This is a genomic window from Streptomyces pinistramenti (assembly GCF_020564935.1).
GTDB classification, from domain to species: Bacteria; Actinomycetota; Actinomycetes; order Streptomycetales; family Streptomycetaceae; genus Streptomyces; species Streptomyces pinistramenti.
Window position 1 is genome coordinate 162,202 of record NZ_JAJCXB010000002.1, and the last position, 17,086, is coordinate 179,287.

The following is a 17,086-nucleotide window of genomic DNA, read 5'->3' on the forward strand; positions in this document are numbered from 1 at the left end:
ACTGTTCCGGCATGACGAACGCGAGCATCCCTGCGGGCTGGTATGCCGACCCGCAGGGCACCCCCCACCAACTGCGCTGGTGGGACGGCGCCCGATGGACCGAGCACACCCACGCCGAGCCACAACGGGCCCAGCCGCAGCAACCCCAGCCGACCGCTCAGCAGCTCCCCCAGCAGCAGCCGTCCCCCGCCCAGCCGGTCCAGACCGCCCCGCAGACCGCAGGGCCCGCGCCCCAACAAGCCCCGCACCAGGCGCCGTACCGGCAGGAACAGGCACCGTACGGACAGCAGCAGGCACCGTACGGGCAGCCGGGGTACGCGCAGGGGCAGCCCGCGCAGCAGGCGCCCGGACAGCCGATGCCGCAGCCGTACCCGCCCCAGCACGCGCCGGGAGCGCCCGGCGGCAATCCGGAGGGCGTGCAGCGCCAGGTCCAGCAGCAGGCCGGGGTCGCGCCGGGCGGTCCCGGCGGCGGCAGCCTGTTCACCGAGCCGGTCCTGGTGGTGAACCAGAAGGCCAAGCTCATCGAGGTCACCAACGAGTACAGCGTCTTCGACCAGCACGGCAACACCCTCGGCACGGTCGTCCAGGTCGGCCAGAGCACGGCCAAGAAGGTGCTGCGGGTCGTCTCCAGCCTGGATCAGTACATGACCCACAAGCTGGAGATCCGGGACGCGTACGGGCAGCCGCAGCTGGTGCTGACCCGGCCCGCGAAGATCCTCAAGTCCAAGGTGATCGTGCAGCGCCCCGACGGCCGGCCGGTCGGCGAGATCGTGCAGCAGAACGCCATCGGCAAGATCAACTTCGGGATGATGGTCAACGGGCAGCAGATCGGCGCCATCAAGGCGGAGAACTGGCGCGCATGGAACTTCGCGATCGTCGACCACACCGAAACCGAGATCGCCCGGATCACCAAGACCTGGGAAGGTCTCGCCAAGACGATGTTCACCACGGCGGACAACTACGTTCTCCAGATCCACCGGCAGCTCCCCGACCCGCTGCTCAGCCTGGTCGTCGCCACGGCGCTGACCGTCGACACCGCACTCAAGCAGGACGCCCGCGGCCTTGGCTGAGCCGCCGGACTCCGCGGAGCGCCGGCCCGCCGCACCCGGCCGCCATGTTCTCGGCGTCGATTCGGGCGGCTCGGGGCTGCGGATCGCCGTCGCCTCCACGGCCGACCCGCGTGCCGTTCCGGCGGCCACCTACGCATCGGACGAGCCCGTACGCACCGGCCCGCGCGGCATCGACGCCCAGCAGCTGCTGTCCCAACTGCTGCCCGCCGCCGAGCGGTTGCGGCGGGATGCCGGAGCGGACGGCTTCGCCGCCGTCTGCGTCGGCGCCGCCGGAATGGTCACGCTCGGACAGGACCTGCGGGCCACCCTCCCCGCGGCGCTGGCCACCGCCTTCGGCGCCCGGCGGCTGGCGCTGGCCGCCGACGCGGTGACCGCGTACGCCGGCGCGCTCGGCCAGCGGCCCGGTGCCGTCATCGCCGCCGGCACCGGCCTGATCGCGCTCGGCGCGGATGTGACGGGAGGCTGGCGGCGGGCCGATGGCTGGGGGCATCTGCTGGGCGACTGCGGCAGCGGCGCCTGGATCGGCCGGGCCGGGCTGGAGGCCGCGCTGCGTGCCCACGACGGGCGCACGGGTGGCTCGCGGGCACTTCTGGAGTGCGCCGAGGCGGAGTTCGGGCCGGCCGGCGGGCTGCCGGGGAAGCTCTATCCGCGCCCCGACCGGCCCGCCGTCCTGGCCTCGTTCGCCCCCCGGGTCGCGCAGTGCGCGGACGGCGACGAGGTCGCGGCGGGCATCCTGCGGGACGCCGCACGGCACATCGCCGACGCGGCCGCCGCGGTCTGCCCGGCGGACGGCGCGGGGCCGGTGGCGTGGACCGGCGGGCTGTTCCGCATGGGCGAGCCGCTGCTCGGCCCGCTGCGCGCCGCCCTCGCCGCGCGGCTGCCCGGGGTCGTCTGCACCGAGGCCGCGGGGAGCCCGCTCGACGGTGCGCTGACTCTCGCCGCCGCGCTGGCCCGCGAGGAGCTGACGCTGCCCGCCGACGGGGAGTTGTTGCAGATCACACGGTCCGTGGCGGGCTGAAGCCACCAAGACGCGCGGGATAAATCGGGACGGATACCCCCTGACCGAACCCTCCCTCGGCACCGGAGTGCTCCGAGGCGTTAGCATGCGGCGCCATGAGTTCCCCCACTGGGCCCGCACCTGGCTCGCCCCGCTTTGACGACGATTCCCTGAGCCCGGCACCCGGCCTGCCTGTACGTATGCCGCGCCCGCGGCAGTCCGGCCGCCACCGCAAGCCGGAGCCGCTCGCCGCCCCCGAGGGCGCCCCCGTCCTGGTCCTGGCCGTGCCCGGCACCCCCTCATCCGCCGCCCGCAGCCTGGCGGATGAGGTCTCCAGCATCGCCCGCTCCGAACTGCCCGGCCTCGACGCCCGGATCGGGTACGTGGACGGGGGCGACGCGGAGTTCCCGGCGCTGGAGGCCGTGCTGGCACAGGCCGGCGCCGAGCACACGGCGCGGGCCGGCGCCGCGGACCAGGCCGGCCCTGCCGCGGTGGTCGTGCCCCTGCTGGCAGGGCCGGACAGTTCGCTGCTGCGACGTATACGCCAGGCCATCATGAACAGCGGCTCCGGCGCCGAACTGACCGACGTCCTGGGCCCGCACCCGCTGCTCGCCGAGGCGCTGCACGTCCGGCTGTCCGAGGCGGGCCTGGCGCGTGCCGACCGTGCGCGGCTGTTCACGGTCGCCACCGCGGCCGACGGCATCATCCTGGCCACCGTGGGAGGCGAGGAGGCCGTGCAGGCCGCCGGGATCACCGGCATGCTGCTCTCGGCCCGTCTCGCGGTGCCGGTGCTGGCCGCCGCGCTGGACGAGGACGGCGCGATCTCCCGCACGGCGGAGCAGCTGCGCGGGTCCGGCTCGCGACAGCTGGCGCTCGCGCCGTACCTGATCGGGCCGGAGATCTCCGACGGGCTGCTGGGGGCGGCTGCCGCGGAGGCCGACTGCGCGTCGGCCGAGGCCCTGGGCGCCTACGGCGCCGTGGGCCGTCTGGTGCTGTCGAACTACGCGGCCGCGGTGGGCATCACCCTCCAGCCGGCGGGCCAGAGCACGCCGGTCCGCTAGGCCGGATCGTCGCGCCAGGGGGCGGGGCCCCGGCGCAAGGACACCGGGAGCGCCGCAGCGCTCCGCATCGCAGGGCCGCTCCGCGCAGAGCGCGGGGCGGCCCTCGCGCGTTCCCCGTCCCGTCTCGTCGGCCGAGATCGCCAGACGCCTGTCAGACGGCTTGCGACAGGCGGGCGGTAACCGGGTGGGGCCTGGTGGACGCGCGTCCACCAGGGGAGGCGTCAGGGCCTCACAGGGCGGCCCTGGGGTGCGCGGGGCGGGCCGCGGACGACGATTCCGGCCGGTCAGGGCCACCGTCCCGGCCGGTCGGGCCGTCGCCGGCGGGGTGGTGGCCGCCACGGGGCCGGGCTACGTTCGTCGTGCGGAAGGGCGAACGGCCCCCGCGGGAGGGAGTGACGGCATGTCCTCCGTCGACGTCGTGCGCGCCTGCTTCGCCGCCTACCTGGCTCAGGACCGCGCGGCCATGGACCGGCTGCTCGCCGAGGACTTCACCTTCACCAGCCCGCAGGACGACCACATCGACAAGGCCGCGTTCCTCGCACGGTGCTTCCCCACTGCGGACCGGCTGCGCTCCCAGGCCATCCTCGAAGCCGTGCCGCTCCACGGGGACGCCACGGAGGACGGCGACGTGGTGGTGCGCTACGCGTACGAGCTGAAGACCGGGGCGCGGCACCGCAACGTCGAGGTGCTGACCGTACGGAACGGCCGGATCGCCGAGACGCAGGTGTACTTCGGCGGACGGTTTCCGCAGGGCTGACGGCGGCGTACCCGGTCAGGCGAAGACCACGCAGGAAACGGCGGCCGCGGCGAGGGATCCGGCCCGGACCGGCAGGCCGGTTTCCGGGTCGACGGTGAACCATGTGACGTCGCCGGAGCGCTCGTTGGCGGCGTAGAGGTGCCGGCCACCGGGGTGGAGCGCCAGGTCACGGGGCCAGTGACCGCCGCAGGGAACCGTGCCGGCCAGGGTGGCGCCCCCGTCCGACGGGTCGAGGGCCAGTACGGAGATGCTGTCGTGCCCACGGTTGGCGGCCCAGGCGAACCGGCCGTCCCGGGAGACGACCAGTGCGGAGGGGAAGCTCTCGGCTGCCCCGGAGGCCGCCGGTACGGCGTCGTCCGGGAGCAGCCCGGTCTCCCCCAGTGGCGTCAGGGTGCCGCCCGCCGCGTCCCAGCGGCAGACGGTGACCGTCGGCGCCAACTCGTTGATGACGTAGGCGAAGCCGCCGCTCGGGTGGAAGGCGATATGGCGCGGTCCGCTGCCGGGGCGCAGCGGCACCTCGGCATGGACGAGCGGCGTACCGCTCGCGGGGTCCAGGGCGCAGCAGCGGACCGAGTCGGTGCCGAGGTCGACGCTCAGCAGCCAGCGGCCGGAGGGGTCGGCGCGTACGGCGTGCGCGTGCGGGCCCTCCTGGCGGTCGGCCCGCGGGCCGTTGCCTTCGTGCCGCAGGACGGCGGCCGGTCCGCCGAGCGTGCCGTCGGGGCGTACGGGGAGGGCGCTGATGCTGCCGGAGGTGTAGTGGGCGGTCACCAAGTGGCCGGAGATCAGGGCGAGATGGGTGGGGTCGGCGCCGCCGACGGGGACGGGCGGTCCCAGGGGCTCGGGGCCTTCGGGGGTGAGGGCGAAGGCGGCGGCCGCGCCGTCGGCGGTCTCGCTGACCGCGTAGAGGTGGCGGCCGTCGGGGCTCGGGGCGAGGAAGGAGGGGTTGGGCAGTTCGGCCGTGGCGTGCAGCGGGGTGAGGGCGCCGGTTCCCGGATCGACGGCGGCGGTGGTGAGGCCCGCGCCGCCCGCCGTGGTGAACGATCCGATGTACGCCCGCAGGCCGCGCTCCGTGGTCCCCACTGCTCCGCCCTTCGTCACCGATCCGCCCCTCGCCCCGTCCGGGCGGCTGCCCGGCTGCGGCCCTTCGCCGTCCCGGCCGCCCGCGCGGATACGGCGACGCTAACAGCAGGGGCCGGGGCGCATCGGGCGGATGGGAGACTCCGCCGCCCCGGCTCAGGCCCCCAGCGGCGCCCGCGGCCGGCTGCGCAGCGGTGCGGCCAGTTCCGCGAGTGCGCGTTCCAGACCGTGCAGGTGTGCCAGCGCGGGCTCCGCCGCGGCCTGCTGCGCTGCCGGAACAGCCTGGTCGGCCGGGGATTCTCCGGGCGCGAAGAGCGCCTCGACGGCGAGTTCCACGCGTCGGCAGGCGGCGGTCAGGCGTGCGTCGTGCGAGGCGTCCGGGTCGGCCGCGACGGCTGCGAGACCACGGACCTCGCGGGCGCAGTCGTCGAGCAGCCGCAGCACGTGGGCGGCGCGCGCCTTGCGTGCGCGCAACGGGTTGATGGGGTGCGTCAGCGGGGCCAGCGACTGCCGGACCTTGCCGAGCAGCGACTCCAGCTCGGCGACCCGCGGCGCCGGGTCGGCCGTCGGCGATCCGGCCAGCCGTGCGGCGCTCTCGGCGGCGCAGGCGTGCACGCCGCGCAGCGCGTGCCGGACCCACGCGTCCGTGGTGACGTGCGTGGTCACCGGCAGGACGACCAGCACCGCCAGGGCCGCGCCCAGAGCTCCGGCACCGGTCTCGGCGACCCGCAGCACGAGCAGCCCGGGGTCGAGGACGCCCAGCAGTCCGTAGAGCAGCCCGGCCAGGACCGTCACGAAGAAGACCATCCAGCTGTACGACACCGCGGCGGTGTAGAAGATGCCGAAAACGCACGCCGCGACAAGCACCGCGGTCGGGAGCGCGGCGCCGTGCAGCGGCACCGCGACGAACAGTCCGACGACGATGCCGAGGACCGTGCCGAGGATCCTTCGGAAGCCTCTGACCAGAGTCTCTCCCCGCGAGGCGGTGTTCACGAAGATCCACCAGGCGGCGCCGACCGCCCAGTACCAGCGGTCGGCCGACAGCAGCTGCCCCGCCACGAGGGCGAACGCGCCGGCGGTGGTCGCCTGGAGCGCCTGGCGCGTCGTCGCCCGTGCCAGCCCTCTGCCGCTCGGCGGGGCCGTCACGGCGGGCAGCGTCAGGTGCCGCTCGTAGCACCACAGCCCGAAGCGGACCGTCGAGGAGACGAGGAGGGCGAGGACGATGGCGACGTACAGCATCGGCAATTGCCGGGGCACGGTGTGCAGGAACTGTGCCGCGAACATCGTCATGAAGGCGAAGGTCCCCAGCGCATGGCCGCGTGGGCCCCAGCGCCTGGCGTAGACACCCGCGAAGACGGTGGCGAGGAACGTCAGGTCCCGCAGCAGCGGAAAGTCGTGCAGGGCGGCGGCCAGCGCCAGCACGGGGAGACCGACGGCGGGCAGGAGTGCGGTCGTGACGGCCTGGCCCTTGACCGTGGTGTCCAGGACCGTGAAGAGCGCGAGGAGCGCGGCGAGCCCGCCGACGACAGCGGCCGGCAGTGAGCCGCCGACCAGCCCGGACAGTGCCGCGGCCGGTCCGATTCCGAGTACGGCCCGAGTGGCGCTCCGCAGGCGCATCCGCCCCGGATCCGGAGCGACGATCATTCTCTTCAGCACGCTTGCCACCCCAACCTCCGCTACGGCATGAAAAAGGCGCCGCGGGATCCGCAGCGCCATCGACAGGACCATCAGACCATCCTGGCCACCCTTGGCTCAACAGAAGACGATCACACTGCGCCAATGGTCCAGTGATCTGGCGTCGCGGGCCGCCGGGAAAGGGCCATCGGACGACCGTGCGCCGCGGCGAGCGGGGTGAGCGGTGCTCGGGTGGCCGGTTTCAGGCCACCCAGTGGGGGCGCCGGGTGGTGGACGAGGATGTGGGCTCGTCCTCCAGTGACCTGGCCATCCGGCGTACGGCCTCGCGCAGGGTGTCAGGGGCGGTCGTGTAGGGGATGCGGAGTCGCTGTTCGAAGATGCCGGGGTCGGTGGCGAAGTAGCTGCCGCCCTCGATCCGCACGCCGTAGTCCAGTGCGCGGTCGGCCAGTGCCGAGGCGATGGGCTTGCCCAGGTCGACCCACAGGGACAGGCCGCCGGGCGGCAGCTGCCAGCTCCACTGCGGAATGTTCTCGGCCAGCGCGGCGGCGAGGGCGGCGCGCTGCCGGCGCAGCTGTTCCAGGCGGGGCGGCAGCAGTTCGTCGGCGCGGGCCAGCAGGGCGAGGGCCAGGAGCTGGTCCAGGACGGAGCCGCCCATGTCGGTGGCGACCCGCTGGCCGGCGATTTCCGTGACCAGCCGGGCCGGGGCGCGCAGCCAGCCGATGCGCAGGCCCGCCCAGTGCGTCTTGCTCATCGAGCCGATGGTGATGATCTGGCCGGCGCCGCCCGGTGTGGCGTGCGAGGCGAAGGGCTGGGGGGCCGGGACGTCGAGGGCGAGGTCGGTCAGCGTCTCGTCGATGACCAGCCAGGTGCCGGAGCGTTGGGTGGCCCGCAGCAGGCGGATCCGCTCGTGCTCGGGCATCAGGCAGCCGGTCGGGTTGTGGAAGTCGGGGATCAAGTAGGCGAGGCGGGGCACTGCCTGACGCAGCGTCGACTCGGCGATCTCGATGTCCCAGCCGATGTCGGTCATGGGCATCGACACGGTGCGCAGCCGGGCTCTGCGGACGGCGTCCAGGGCGTTCGGGTAGGACGGGTTCTCGACCATTATCCGGTCGCCCGGACGGCACAACAGGCCCAGGACCAGCGTGAATGCGTGCTGGGCGCCGGAGGTCACCAGGATCTGTTCGGGCACGGTGGCCAGGCCGCGGCGGGTGAAGCGCTCGGCGATGGCGGCGCGCAGTTCCGGCAGGCCGTAGGGGTGGTAGCCGGGGGTGTGGGCGTGCGCGGCGAGGTGCGGGGTGACGTGGGCGAGGGCGTCGATGAGCGTCTGTTCGGGCAGTCCGGGGGCGGCGCGGGCGAGGTCGATCGCGGTGTCCTCGGCGCCGAGGAGCCGGGTGACGCCCTTGGGTTTACGGCCTTCCGGCAGGTCCGTCCAGGTGCCGGAGCCCTGGCGGCTGTGGGCGAACCCGCGCTCGCGCAGCAGGTCGTAGACGGCGGTGATGGTGGCCCTGCTGGTGTGCAGGGCGGTGGCGAGTTCCCGCTCGGCGGGGAGCCTGACGTGCAGCGCGACCCGCCCCTCCAGGATCAGTGCGCCGATCGCCTCGGCCAGCCGGCGGTAGGCGGGCCGCACTCCCGTCAAGTCGGGGAGCATGGCGGCGAGCTGACGGCTGCCCAGCGTCCGGTCGCTGCGCTCTATCCCGTCCACGGGCTGCAGCGGGGTCGGATCAGCCATACCAACCATTCCTCTCCGATTGGCCATGTTAAGCGGGCCAATCAGTCTACAGACTCGCCTTATTGGCCTGACGGAAAGACAAGTACCTTGTGGAGGCGAGTGTGGATCAGAAGATCACCGACGGCTACGAGCGCGGGCTCAAGCAGCGTCGGGTGGCACGCCTCAGGGCCCCGCTGAGGTCCCGGTCGAGCCCGTCGCTGCCCCCGCTCACCTACGTCCGCGTCGCCGAACGTCCGCTGCGACGCCTCCCCCAGCTGTTCATCGGCCTCGCCCTCTACGGATTCAGCCTCTCGGTCATGGTCCGGGCCACGCTCGGCGTCAACCCGTGGAGCGTGCTGTACGAGGGCCTTGAGCGGCACACGTCCCTGAGTTTCGGCGCGATCAGCGCGGTCATCGGGGTGCTCGTCCTGCTGCTGTGGATCCCGCTCAAACAGGCGCCGAAGCTCGGCACCTTCGCGAACATCGTGGTCCTGGCGTGCTTCTCCGACCTCGGCCTCTTCCTCATCCCCCCGGACCTCGGGCTCCCGGCTCGGGCCGGCCTGCTCGTCGGCGGGATCCTGCTCAACGGGCTGTCCGTCGCCGTCTACGTCGGCGCGCGCTTCGGCCCCGGGCCGCGGGACGGCCTGATGACCGGCGCGTCCGCGGTGACCGGGCGTTCCATGCGACTCATCCGCACCCTGATCGAGATCAGCGTGCTCGCGGTGGGCTGGCTGCTCGGCGGGACCGCGGGCATCGGCACGGTGCTGTACGCGCTCACCGTCGGCCCCATCACCCAGTTCTTCATGCCGTGGTTCGCGTACCGCAGCATGGCGGAAGGCGGGGGCGAGGCGGCGTGTTCCGAGGCGGCTCTGTCCAACGAGGGGTCCAGTCAGGGTGTTTGAAGATTCCGTTCAGCGGGAGGAGCGGGCCGGATGCCTGCCAACCTGCCATCTTCCACTGCCCGTTCGGACAGACCCGGTTCATCGATTCCGGCATCGCACTCGCCGGGCGGGCCAAGGCAGAATGAGGCTATGGATCTTGGACTGAAGGACCGTACGTACATCGTCACCGGAGCGACCCGCGGGCTCGGCCACGCCACCGCACGCGAGTTGGTCGCCGACGGCGCGAACGTCGTGATCACCGGCCGCACGTCCGAGGCGGCTGCGGACGCGGCCGCCGCGCTCGGCCCGCGGGCCCTGGGCATCGGCGCCGACAACGCCGACCCGGCCACGGCCGAGCGCCTGGTCACCGCGGCGCGTGACCACTTCGGCGCCCTGCACGGCATCTTCATCAGCGTCGGAGGACCGCCCCCCGGCAGCGGCGCATCCGGGGAGACCGCCAACACCGACGAGCAGTGGCAGGCCGCCTTCTCCGCCGTCTTCCTCGGCGCGGTCCGGCTCGCCCGCACGGCCGCGGGCGCCCTGCCCGAGGGAGGCGTGATCGGCTTCGTCCTCTCCCGCTCCGTCCACGAGCCGATCCCCGGCCTCACGCTCTCCAACGGTCTGCGCCCCGGGCTGGCCGGTTTCGCCAAGTCCCTCGCCAACGAACTCGGCCCGCGCGGCATCCGCGTGCTCGGCCTCATCCCCGGCCGCATCGCCACCGACCGCACGAAGCAGCTGGACGAACTGTCCGGCGACCCGGAAGCCGCCCAGGCCCGCAGCTCGGCCGCCATCCCGCTGCGCCGTTACGGCTCCCCCGAGGAGTTCGGGCGCGCGGCCGCCTTCCTCCTGTCCCCCGCTGCCTCTTACGTCACCGGCGTCATGCTTCCGGTCGACGGCGGTGCCCAGCATGGTTTCTGAGGTGTATTGCGGGGGCGGATTCTCTGGGACACGTGACCGCTGCCGCTGAATCGACAGGGCTCGGAATCAGAGGGATGGGGACATGAATTCCCGCTCGCGTTCTCTCTCGGCGTCGGTTTTGGTCATGCGCTGAGTGGTACGGCGCAGGATCGGCGGAGCCATGACCGAGGTGACCACCGCTACCAGAACCACGATGGTGTACGAGGCGGTCGTCAGCACACCGAGTTGCAAACCGACGGAGGCGAGGATGATTTCCACCACGCCGCGGGCATTGAGGCCGGCGCCGATGGCGACGGATTCGGTGTGCGCCAACCGGCCGGCGCGGGCCCCCAGATAGCCGCCTGCGAATTTCGCCCCGATGGCGACAAGGAGCGTGATCAACGCGGCGACGAGTACCTGGGGCTCCGCCAGAGCGGTCAGGTCCACCTGGAGGCCGGCCGTCGCGAGGAAGAGAGGGGCGAGCGTCGCCATGATGAATGCCCGCATGGAGTCCAGCGACCTCCGGCTTTCCGTGCCGAGGGAGCCGACCACGATGCCGCAGAGGAATGCACCGAGGACGGGTTCCATGCCCAGTGCGTGGGTGCCGGCCGCGGACAGCACGATCAGCACCGCGATGGCGGAAAGGCTGACCTCACGCCCGGCCGACCGCTCGACGGTACGCAAAAGCCGTCCGATCAAGGGCCGGGCCACATAAGCCGTGGCCACCAGCACGAGAATCAGGTAGCCGACGGATTCCGTCAGCACCCCGATCCGGAATCCGAACGTCGCCATGGCGGACACCACCGACAGCAGCAGCCAGCCGATGATGTCGCTCACCGCGGCCGCCCCGATGATGATCTGGCCGACATTACGGTGCAACAGCCCCATGTCCAGCAGAGTTTTGGCGATGACGGGGAGCGCGCTCACGGCTACGGCCACGCCCATGAACAGGCCGAACGTCAGGCGGTCGCTGGCTTTCCCCATCAGCGAGTCAGGAAGCAGCAGACTGAGCACGAATCCGATGACGAGCGGCAGCAACACGCTTCCTGCACTGACCCAGCTGATGGCCCGCCGCTTGCGCCGGAGCAGTCCCAGGTCGATGTGTGCGCCCGTGATGGCCACGAGAAATATGACGCCCAACTGTCCGACGGCACCGAGGAGATGTAATTGCTCGGGATTCCGCGGCAGCAGCCAGTTCGATACGTCCGGTGCGAGATTGCCCAGCAAAGAGGGGCCGAGCACGACTCCGGCGGTGAGTTCGCCCACCACGGAGGGCAGGCCCACGCGTGCCGCAAGCCGGCCGAGTCCGACGGCAACGGTCAGAAGAACACCTATCTGCACGAGAAACACGAGCATCTGATGATGACTGATAGCGGGCACGGGCCCCATGGCCAGTGTCATCGAGTTCCTTTCACAGCTGATCCATGAGCCTCAGCTGTCCCCCTGACATAACCGGCGGCCCTGAGACATCGATCCGTTTGATGAGCGAGAGGTAGCTGGTGAGGGTCGCACGGCCATCCCGACGCGGCGATGAACCGACGGGCCCCGGCCGCCCGCCGCCAGGATTCACCGCGCGAACGGCTCGGCCCGGCGGCGGCCGCCGGCTGCCACAGATCCTTGCCCTCAGACGTGCCGCCCGGCAGAGCCGGTGCGAACACCGCCGGTGTAAAGGCCCTCTTCCTCCATGTCCCGCAGCGCGCGGTAGTCACGCTCGATGTCCTGCGGGTCCTCGGCAGCGAGATACACATATCCCGGCGAATTGATCAGATCAGTGGTCGCCGCGAGATGTTCCCCCACCTTGACTCCATGGGTGAGCGTGACCAGCGTGGGCAGCGCCTCGATCCGCTCCGTCCAGTCCAGGGAACGCACCTGCCCGGCAACGGGATTGATGAGTGCGACGTTCCGGACCGTGCGGAACCACGTGGTGGCCGCGTCGTCGAATTCTTCGAGACGCCGGGGATCGATCAGGGTGTCGGCGAGGAGACTGGTCTGGGAATTCCCGGAGAATTTCTCCACGACGGCCGGTGTGGTTCCGCCACCCAGCCGGGCACCGCTTTCGATGAGCACCGGACCGCGGGCCGTCATCATCACCTCGGTATGGGCGGCGCCGGACACCACACCCAAGGCGTCAAGGGTCGCGGCGACGAATGCACGCAGCGGTACCGCCTCGGCCGAGGCCACCGGTACCGGCTCTTCGTAGTCGTATATCGGGTACCCCGCGCTGCCGACCCGCTTGGTGTACCGCCACAGTTCCGCTATGCGGTGCACACCCTCGTGGGAGACGGTGTTCGCGTAATACTCGATGCCGCGCACGCGTTCCTGGACCAGTGCCACGGTATTGCGCTGCCCGTACAGGTTGACCGAGTTCAGCACCGCCTCACAGGCGCTGTGCACCTCGGCCGGTGTGCGGCAGAACCGCACATTGTCGGTGCCCGCGCTGCTCGTCGGCTTGACGACGCCTTCTTCCAGGCCGTGGGACACGAACCATTCCGCGGCCGACGCCGCATCGGCGAATGCCCCGCCGAGAGGAGTGGCCACGCCTGCGGCGGCCGCGGTATTGCCCATCAGAACCTTGTCGCGGCGGGCCGCGATGGTTTCGTACCTGTTGCCCGGCAGTCCCATGAGATGCGTGAGGGTGTCGGCGAGTATGACGCCTGATTCCGTTCCGGCCACCACGCGCTGCGCGCCCAACCGGGAGAGTTCAGCGGCGAGTTCGGCGGGATCACCGCTGCTCAGTACGGCTTCGTAGTCGTCCGCGTGGAATCCACGGGTGAAGTAGTCCGACATGTCCGGGGAACTCTGCACATGAATACAGGCGCTTCCGCGGTTGCGAAGTGCACTGACGAGTGTACGTCCGGTTGAATAACCGTCGACAACTGCGATCTTCATGATGTACGGCGTCCTCGATATCCCGCCGGCTGTTTAAGCCGGCTCGCTGGTTTCATGGAAGGCGCAGGCGACCCGAGCGCCACCCGACATGCTGACGACGCCGACCTGGGGATCGGTGCTTCCCCGTACCAGACACCCGTTGTATCCGTCCTCTCCGGTGACCGTGGGATCGGTGAGGAAGACGCCCCAGTTGAGGAAGAGTTCCTGAGTACCGTTGCCCTCGTCGGCGGGGAATGTCTCGGGCAGCGGGCGAATGCGCTGCTGCACCACGTAGGGGCCGTCCATCGCCTCGGAGAGACGGGCCTTCCATTCGTCCGCGGTGACGGTCCAGCCGGGAACGATGCCGTTGCCGCCGTGCAACAGCGTCGGCTTGAGAATCAGATCCTGCTGCTGGGCAACGGCGTGCTGTACGAGGTCGATTTCCTGCCCGTGCAGGTCGGTTGCGGTGCGCCTGACGTACCGGGTCCACGGAAGGAAGCGATCGATGCAGGCGCGCTCCTCCGCCGAGAAGGCCGACCTGTTGCGGTCGTCGGACAGCATGGCGAGTGCGCCCTTGTTTCCGTAGAGCTCGGCGTCGAGCCGGCTGAAGAGCCCGACCGTGCCCTTTTCGACCGCACGCAGAATGGGTTCGACGAGCGCGGCGTCGGCGGGGGTGACGATCTCTTCGACGAGGAAGAAGCGGTACACCACGTCAATGCGCTGGCCGTCCAACTCAAGGTGCCCGTCATTCTCCCGGATATGGCCCACGTGGCAGGGAATGGCGTCGATTCCCATGCCGTCGAACAGCGCGGCCATGACCTTCAGGCGGGGCTCGTACGACAGGAAGCTCTCGGGCCAGTCGACCAGCGCGACGACGGGCCGGCGGCCTTCTTCGATATGCGCCGCGCATTCGGCGAAGAGGGTGTCGACGATGCCGCGCAGCGTGTCGACGTATCCGAGCCGGTGTTCCGCGACGAACTCGGACAGGGCCGGGTGCGTCAGCATGGCCCGGTTGATTCCGGCGTTCTCGAAGCCGCCGAGGGCACTGGTGATGTTGAGTTCGAGGAGCTTGAAGCCGTCGGCTCCGCGGTAGAGGTCGGACCGTGCGAGCGGGAGCAGTTGCGGGCCCGCCTTCGCCGCGCGCTCGACCACGGAAGCCTGCGTGTCCGTCATGCCGACGGCGCGGGCCAGGGCGCCTATGTCGCCGCCGAAGAGGCGCTCGGGAAGCTGGGTCAGCAGGGTGTGGACCATCAGCAGATCGGCAGCGAGCGTGCGGCGTTCCGCGGCCGAAAGGAATACCGGCGAGGCGAGGAAGCGGCCTTGGTAGGCCACCGTCACCAAATCGTCGGCGACAACCTGCTTGATCAGGTCCGCAGGGTCGGCGTCGCGCTGGGAAAGGGTCTTCAGGTATTCGGCGCCCATTTCCGACCTGGGAACGTGCGGAGCGGGGAGGGGCTGCGTCATGGCGGGGTTCTCTTTTCGTTCGGGGATTTCACAATTTCTGCGCCTGCGCGTCGGCGAACCAGTGCCTGCGGGCGCCGATCACGAGGCGTACGGCGACGGCGGCCATGATTCCGGCGCCGAGTCCGTACACGGCGGTCGCGCCCAGCCCTTTGGAGACCACTCCGGCCAGTCCGGCGCCCACCGGCATCGCGCCCCAGGCGAAGAGCCGGTAAATGCTGTTGACGCGGCCCTGGAGGGATGGGGGAATTATCGTCTGGCGCAGGACAACCACGACGACATCCCAGGTGATGCTGGCACAGGCGCCGAGGGCGAGGGCGAATCCGACCACCCAGGCCGTGGAGGTCTGCCAGATCACCGCATCGCCGACCGCCATGGTCGTCACGACGCATACCAGTGTCCATTCACCGCCGATGCGCCGGACCAGTAGCGGAGACAATTTCGCCGCGGCGACGGCGCCGATTGCCTGGCAGGCCAGCAGCACGCCGTACCCGAGATCGCCGAGTCCCAGCACCTTGTGCGCGTAAACGACGAGCACCGCCAGCGAACCGGTGTAAACAAGGTTGATCGCGCCCGCGGTCAACGACAGGTTGCGCAGCAACCGGTGGCGCATCAGCCACCGGGCCCCGGTGGTCATGTCGGCCAGCAGTCCGGGGCGCTCCGCCGGTGCGACGCGGTCGTGGGGAGTGGTGGTCCGCAGGCGGGTGAGCAGCACGGCGGAGACGAAGAAGGTGACCGAGTCGAGCCCGAACGGTACGGCCGGCGCCAGCACGAAAAGGGCCGATCCCACCAGTGGCCCGACGAATTGATTGGCGGCGGTCTGCGCTCCCAGAAGCCGCCCGTTGGCGTCGACCAAGCGGTCGTCCGCGACGACGGACGGCACAAGAATCTGTGAGGCGTTACGGAAGAATGTCTCGCAGGTGCCGATCAGGAAGAAGCACCCGTACATCACGCCGAGGCCGGCCCAGCCGAAGGCGACCGACAAGGCGAACATGAGCACCAGGCCGCCGCGGAAGAAGTCGATGCGGGCCATGGAACGCCGCAGGTCGACCCGGTCCGCAAGGACTCCCGCCGGAATTCCGAAAAGGGCGTACGGCAGGGTCAGGGCCATGGTGACACCGGCGATGAGCCGGGGGTCGTCCGTGAGTGTGCTGGCTATGAGCGGCGCGGCGGTGAGCGATATCCCGTCGCCGATGGCCGAGGTGGAAGAGGCGGTCCACAGCTTCCCGAATTCCCGGCCGAGGCGGCGCGACGCTGCGACGCCGACGGCCGCACCGGAGGCGGACGCCCCGCCACTGACGGTCTTCGTGTCAGGGCCGCGAGGGCTGTCACAGGTCAACAGTTCTCCTTATCGAAAGGGGCGCACGCAGTGGGTTGGCCGCCTGGTGCGCATCCCCTGGGGACCGGCCGGATGGTGACCGGCCGGACCGACGGTTTTCCTTCAGGCGAGCGGCAGTTGCTGAAGCCGCGACAGACAGAGCTTCAGCTGTTCCAGCGGCACGGATTCATCGGCCGTGTGGGCTTGGCTGATGAATCCCGGTCCGCACACGACGGCCGGAACGCCGGCCTTCCCCCAGATGAGTCCGGCTTCCGTTCCGAAGGGCACGTATTCCGGAGGCTCTTCCTCGCCGAAGGCCGACCTGACCAGGTCGACGAACGCATGCGACTCGTCAATGGCGAACGAGGGTGTATCGGAGAGCTGTTCCACGGAAATGTCGGCCAGTTGAGACTTCTTCTTCATCTTCGCCAGCAGGCTTTCCGCGGCGAAGCGCCTCAGCTCGTCGGCGATACCGTCGCAGTCATGGCCCGGAACGGCTCGGATTTCCAGCTCCATGAGGCAGTTGTCCGGGACGATGTTGGGCTTGACGCCGCCGTCGATCCTGCCGATGTTGATCCAGGAGTGGTCGATGGAGAATCGCTGGTCGTGCGGCCCTTCCGACTGGAACTGCTCGTTCAACGACTGGGCGAAAGCGGCCAGTTCGGATGCCGACACGATGGGGTTGGGCATTTCCGGCGCAAGGGCGGCGTGCTTCGGCTCGCCCTTGAACCGGATCCGGTAGTTCTGCTTTCCCTTGTGGCCGATGACCACCTTCATGCCCGTGGGCTCACCGACGACGCACCCGATGCTGTCGTCGGCCCACGTCTGCATCTCCGGCACCAGCCGGCGTGCTCCCACACAGCCCACTTCTTCCTCATAGGTGAGGAGGAGCGTGACGGGAACGGTCAGGGCCTCGTGATCGACCTGGGACAGGATAGCCAGACAACAGGCGATGAAGCCCTTCATGTCCGCGGTGCCGCGGCCGATGGCCTGACCGTCCGTCACTCGCAGTGTGAAAGGATCCGCCGTCCATTTCTGCCCGTCCACGGGGACCACGTCCGTATGGCCCGACCAGATGATTCCGCGCTGTCCGCCGCTGCGCGGCCCCGCGGTCGCTACCAGGTTGGCCTTGGTGCGCTCGTCATTCCAGTGGAGAGTGCTGTCGATGTTGTTGCTCGAAAGGAGCCCCTGGACGTAATTGATCAGCTCTAGATTGGACTTATGGCTCGTGGTGTCGAAGCCGACCAATCGCTCAAGAATGCTGAGCATCCGGGAGTACAGCTCGCTGCTTGAGCACCGTACCGGGAACCTGGCAGACATGATGACTCGCTAACGTCGGGTAGGGCCTGGGTATCG

14 protein-coding genes are annotated in these 17,086 nt (G+C 70.5%); 6 read left to right on the forward strand and 8 right to left on the reverse strand.

Annotated elements, in window-relative coordinates; genetic code table 11:
• The first annotated feature begins 11 nt into the window (after positions 1-11).
• From LIU39_RS02265 to LIU39_RS02280, 4 genes are all read left to right on the forward strand, one after another.
• Positions 12-1,070, forward strand: a complete 1,059-nt coding sequence (locus LIU39_RS02265; protein ID WP_227043946.1) for an LURP-one-related family protein — start codon at positions 12-14, stop codon at positions 1,068-1,070.
• Complete coding sequence (locus tag LIU39_RS02270; protein ID WP_227043948.1) at positions 1,063-2,088, forward strand: N-acetylglucosamine kinase; 1,026 nt, start codon at positions 1,063-1,065, stop codon at positions 2,086-2,088. Before LIU39_RS02265 ends, LIU39_RS02270 begins: the two co-directional genes overlap by 8 nt.
• Before the next feature lie 95 nt (positions 2,089-2,183).
• Complete coding sequence (locus LIU39_RS02275; RefSeq protein ID WP_372463775.1) at positions 2,184-3,128, forward strand: sirohydrochlorin chelatase; 945 nt, start codon at positions 2,184-2,186, stop codon at positions 3,126-3,128.
• Positions 3,129-3,528: 400 nt separating this feature from the next.
• Positions 3,529-3,885 carry a nuclear transport factor 2 family protein gene (locus LIU39_RS02280; protein ID WP_227043951.1) on the forward strand — a complete coding sequence of 119 codons (357 nt, stop codon included), beginning with the start codon at positions 3,529-3,531 and terminating at the stop codon, positions 3,883-3,885.
• 15 nt (positions 3,886-3,900) lie between these two features.
• On the opposite strand, the gene LIU39_RS02285 is transcribed toward LIU39_RS02280, so the two are convergent.
• From LIU39_RS02285 to yczR, 3 genes are all read right to left on the reverse strand, one after another.
• Positions 3,901-4,965 carry a lactonase family protein gene (locus LIU39_RS02285; RefSeq protein WP_227043953.1) on the reverse strand — a complete coding sequence of 355 codons (1,065 nt, stop codon included), beginning with the start codon at positions 4,963-4,965 and terminating at the stop codon, positions 3,901-3,903.
• 153 nt (positions 4,966-5,118) lie between these two features.
• On the reverse strand, positions 5,119-6,618 hold the full coding sequence (locus LIU39_RS02290) for an FUSC family protein (RefSeq protein ID WP_227043956.1): 1,500 nt from the start codon (positions 6,616-6,618) through the stop codon (positions 5,119-5,121).
• 220 nt (positions 6,619-6,838) lie between these two features.
• A complete protein-coding gene (gene yczR, locus LIU39_RS02295) occupies positions 6,839-8,326 on the reverse strand; it encodes a MocR-like transcription factor YczR (RefSeq protein ID WP_227043958.1) in 1,488 nt (495 codons plus the stop codon).
• Positions 8,327-8,622: 296 nt separating this feature from the next.
• Here yczR and yczE point away from each other — a divergent pair, with 296 nt between their 5' ends.
• A complete protein-coding gene (gene yczE / locus LIU39_RS02300; protein ID WP_443742993.1) occupies positions 8,623-9,207 on the forward strand; it encodes a membrane protein YczE in 585 nt (194 codons plus the stop codon).
• A 129-nt stretch (positions 9,208-9,336) separates the two neighbouring features.
• Positions 9,337-10,104: an SDR family oxidoreductase gene (locus LIU39_RS02305; protein WP_227043962.1), complete on the forward strand. Its 768-nt coding sequence runs from the start codon at positions 9,337-9,339 to the stop codon at positions 10,102-10,104.
• Between the two features lie 66 nt (positions 10,105-10,170).
• Here the strand turns inward: LIU39_RS02305 and LIU39_RS02310 are convergent, their stop codons facing one another.
• The 5 genes from LIU39_RS02310 to argE form a co-directional block, all read right to left on the reverse strand.
• Complete coding sequence (locus tag LIU39_RS02310; protein ID WP_227043964.1) at positions 10,171-11,484, reverse strand: cation:proton antiporter; 1,314 nt, start codon at positions 11,482-11,484, stop codon at positions 10,171-10,173.
• 222 nt (positions 11,485-11,706) lie between these two features.
• Positions 11,707-12,972 (reverse strand): ATP-grasp domain-containing protein, encoded by a 1,266-nt coding sequence (locus LIU39_RS02315; RefSeq protein WP_227043966.1) that lies wholly within the window; start codon positions 12,970-12,972, stop codon positions 11,707-11,709.
• 33 nt (positions 12,973-13,005) lie between these two features.
• On the reverse strand, positions 13,006-14,415 hold the full coding sequence (locus tag LIU39_RS02320) for a hypothetical protein (protein WP_227043967.1): 1,410 nt from the start codon (positions 14,413-14,415) through the stop codon (positions 13,006-13,008).
• Between the two features lie 28 nt (positions 14,416-14,443).
• Entirely contained in the window at positions 14,444-15,751 is a 1,308-nt protein-coding gene (locus tag LIU39_RS02325; RefSeq protein ID WP_227043969.1) for an MFS transporter, read from the reverse strand.
• A gap of 102 nt (positions 15,752-15,853) precedes the next feature.
• The gene (gene argE / locus LIU39_RS02330; protein ID WP_227043971.1) at positions 15,854-17,050 is read right to left on the reverse strand and encodes an acetylornithine deacetylase; all 1,197 of its coding nucleotides are present in this window, start codon (positions 17,048-17,050) and stop codon (positions 15,854-15,856) included.
• Positions 17,051-17,086 lie beyond the last annotated feature (36 nt).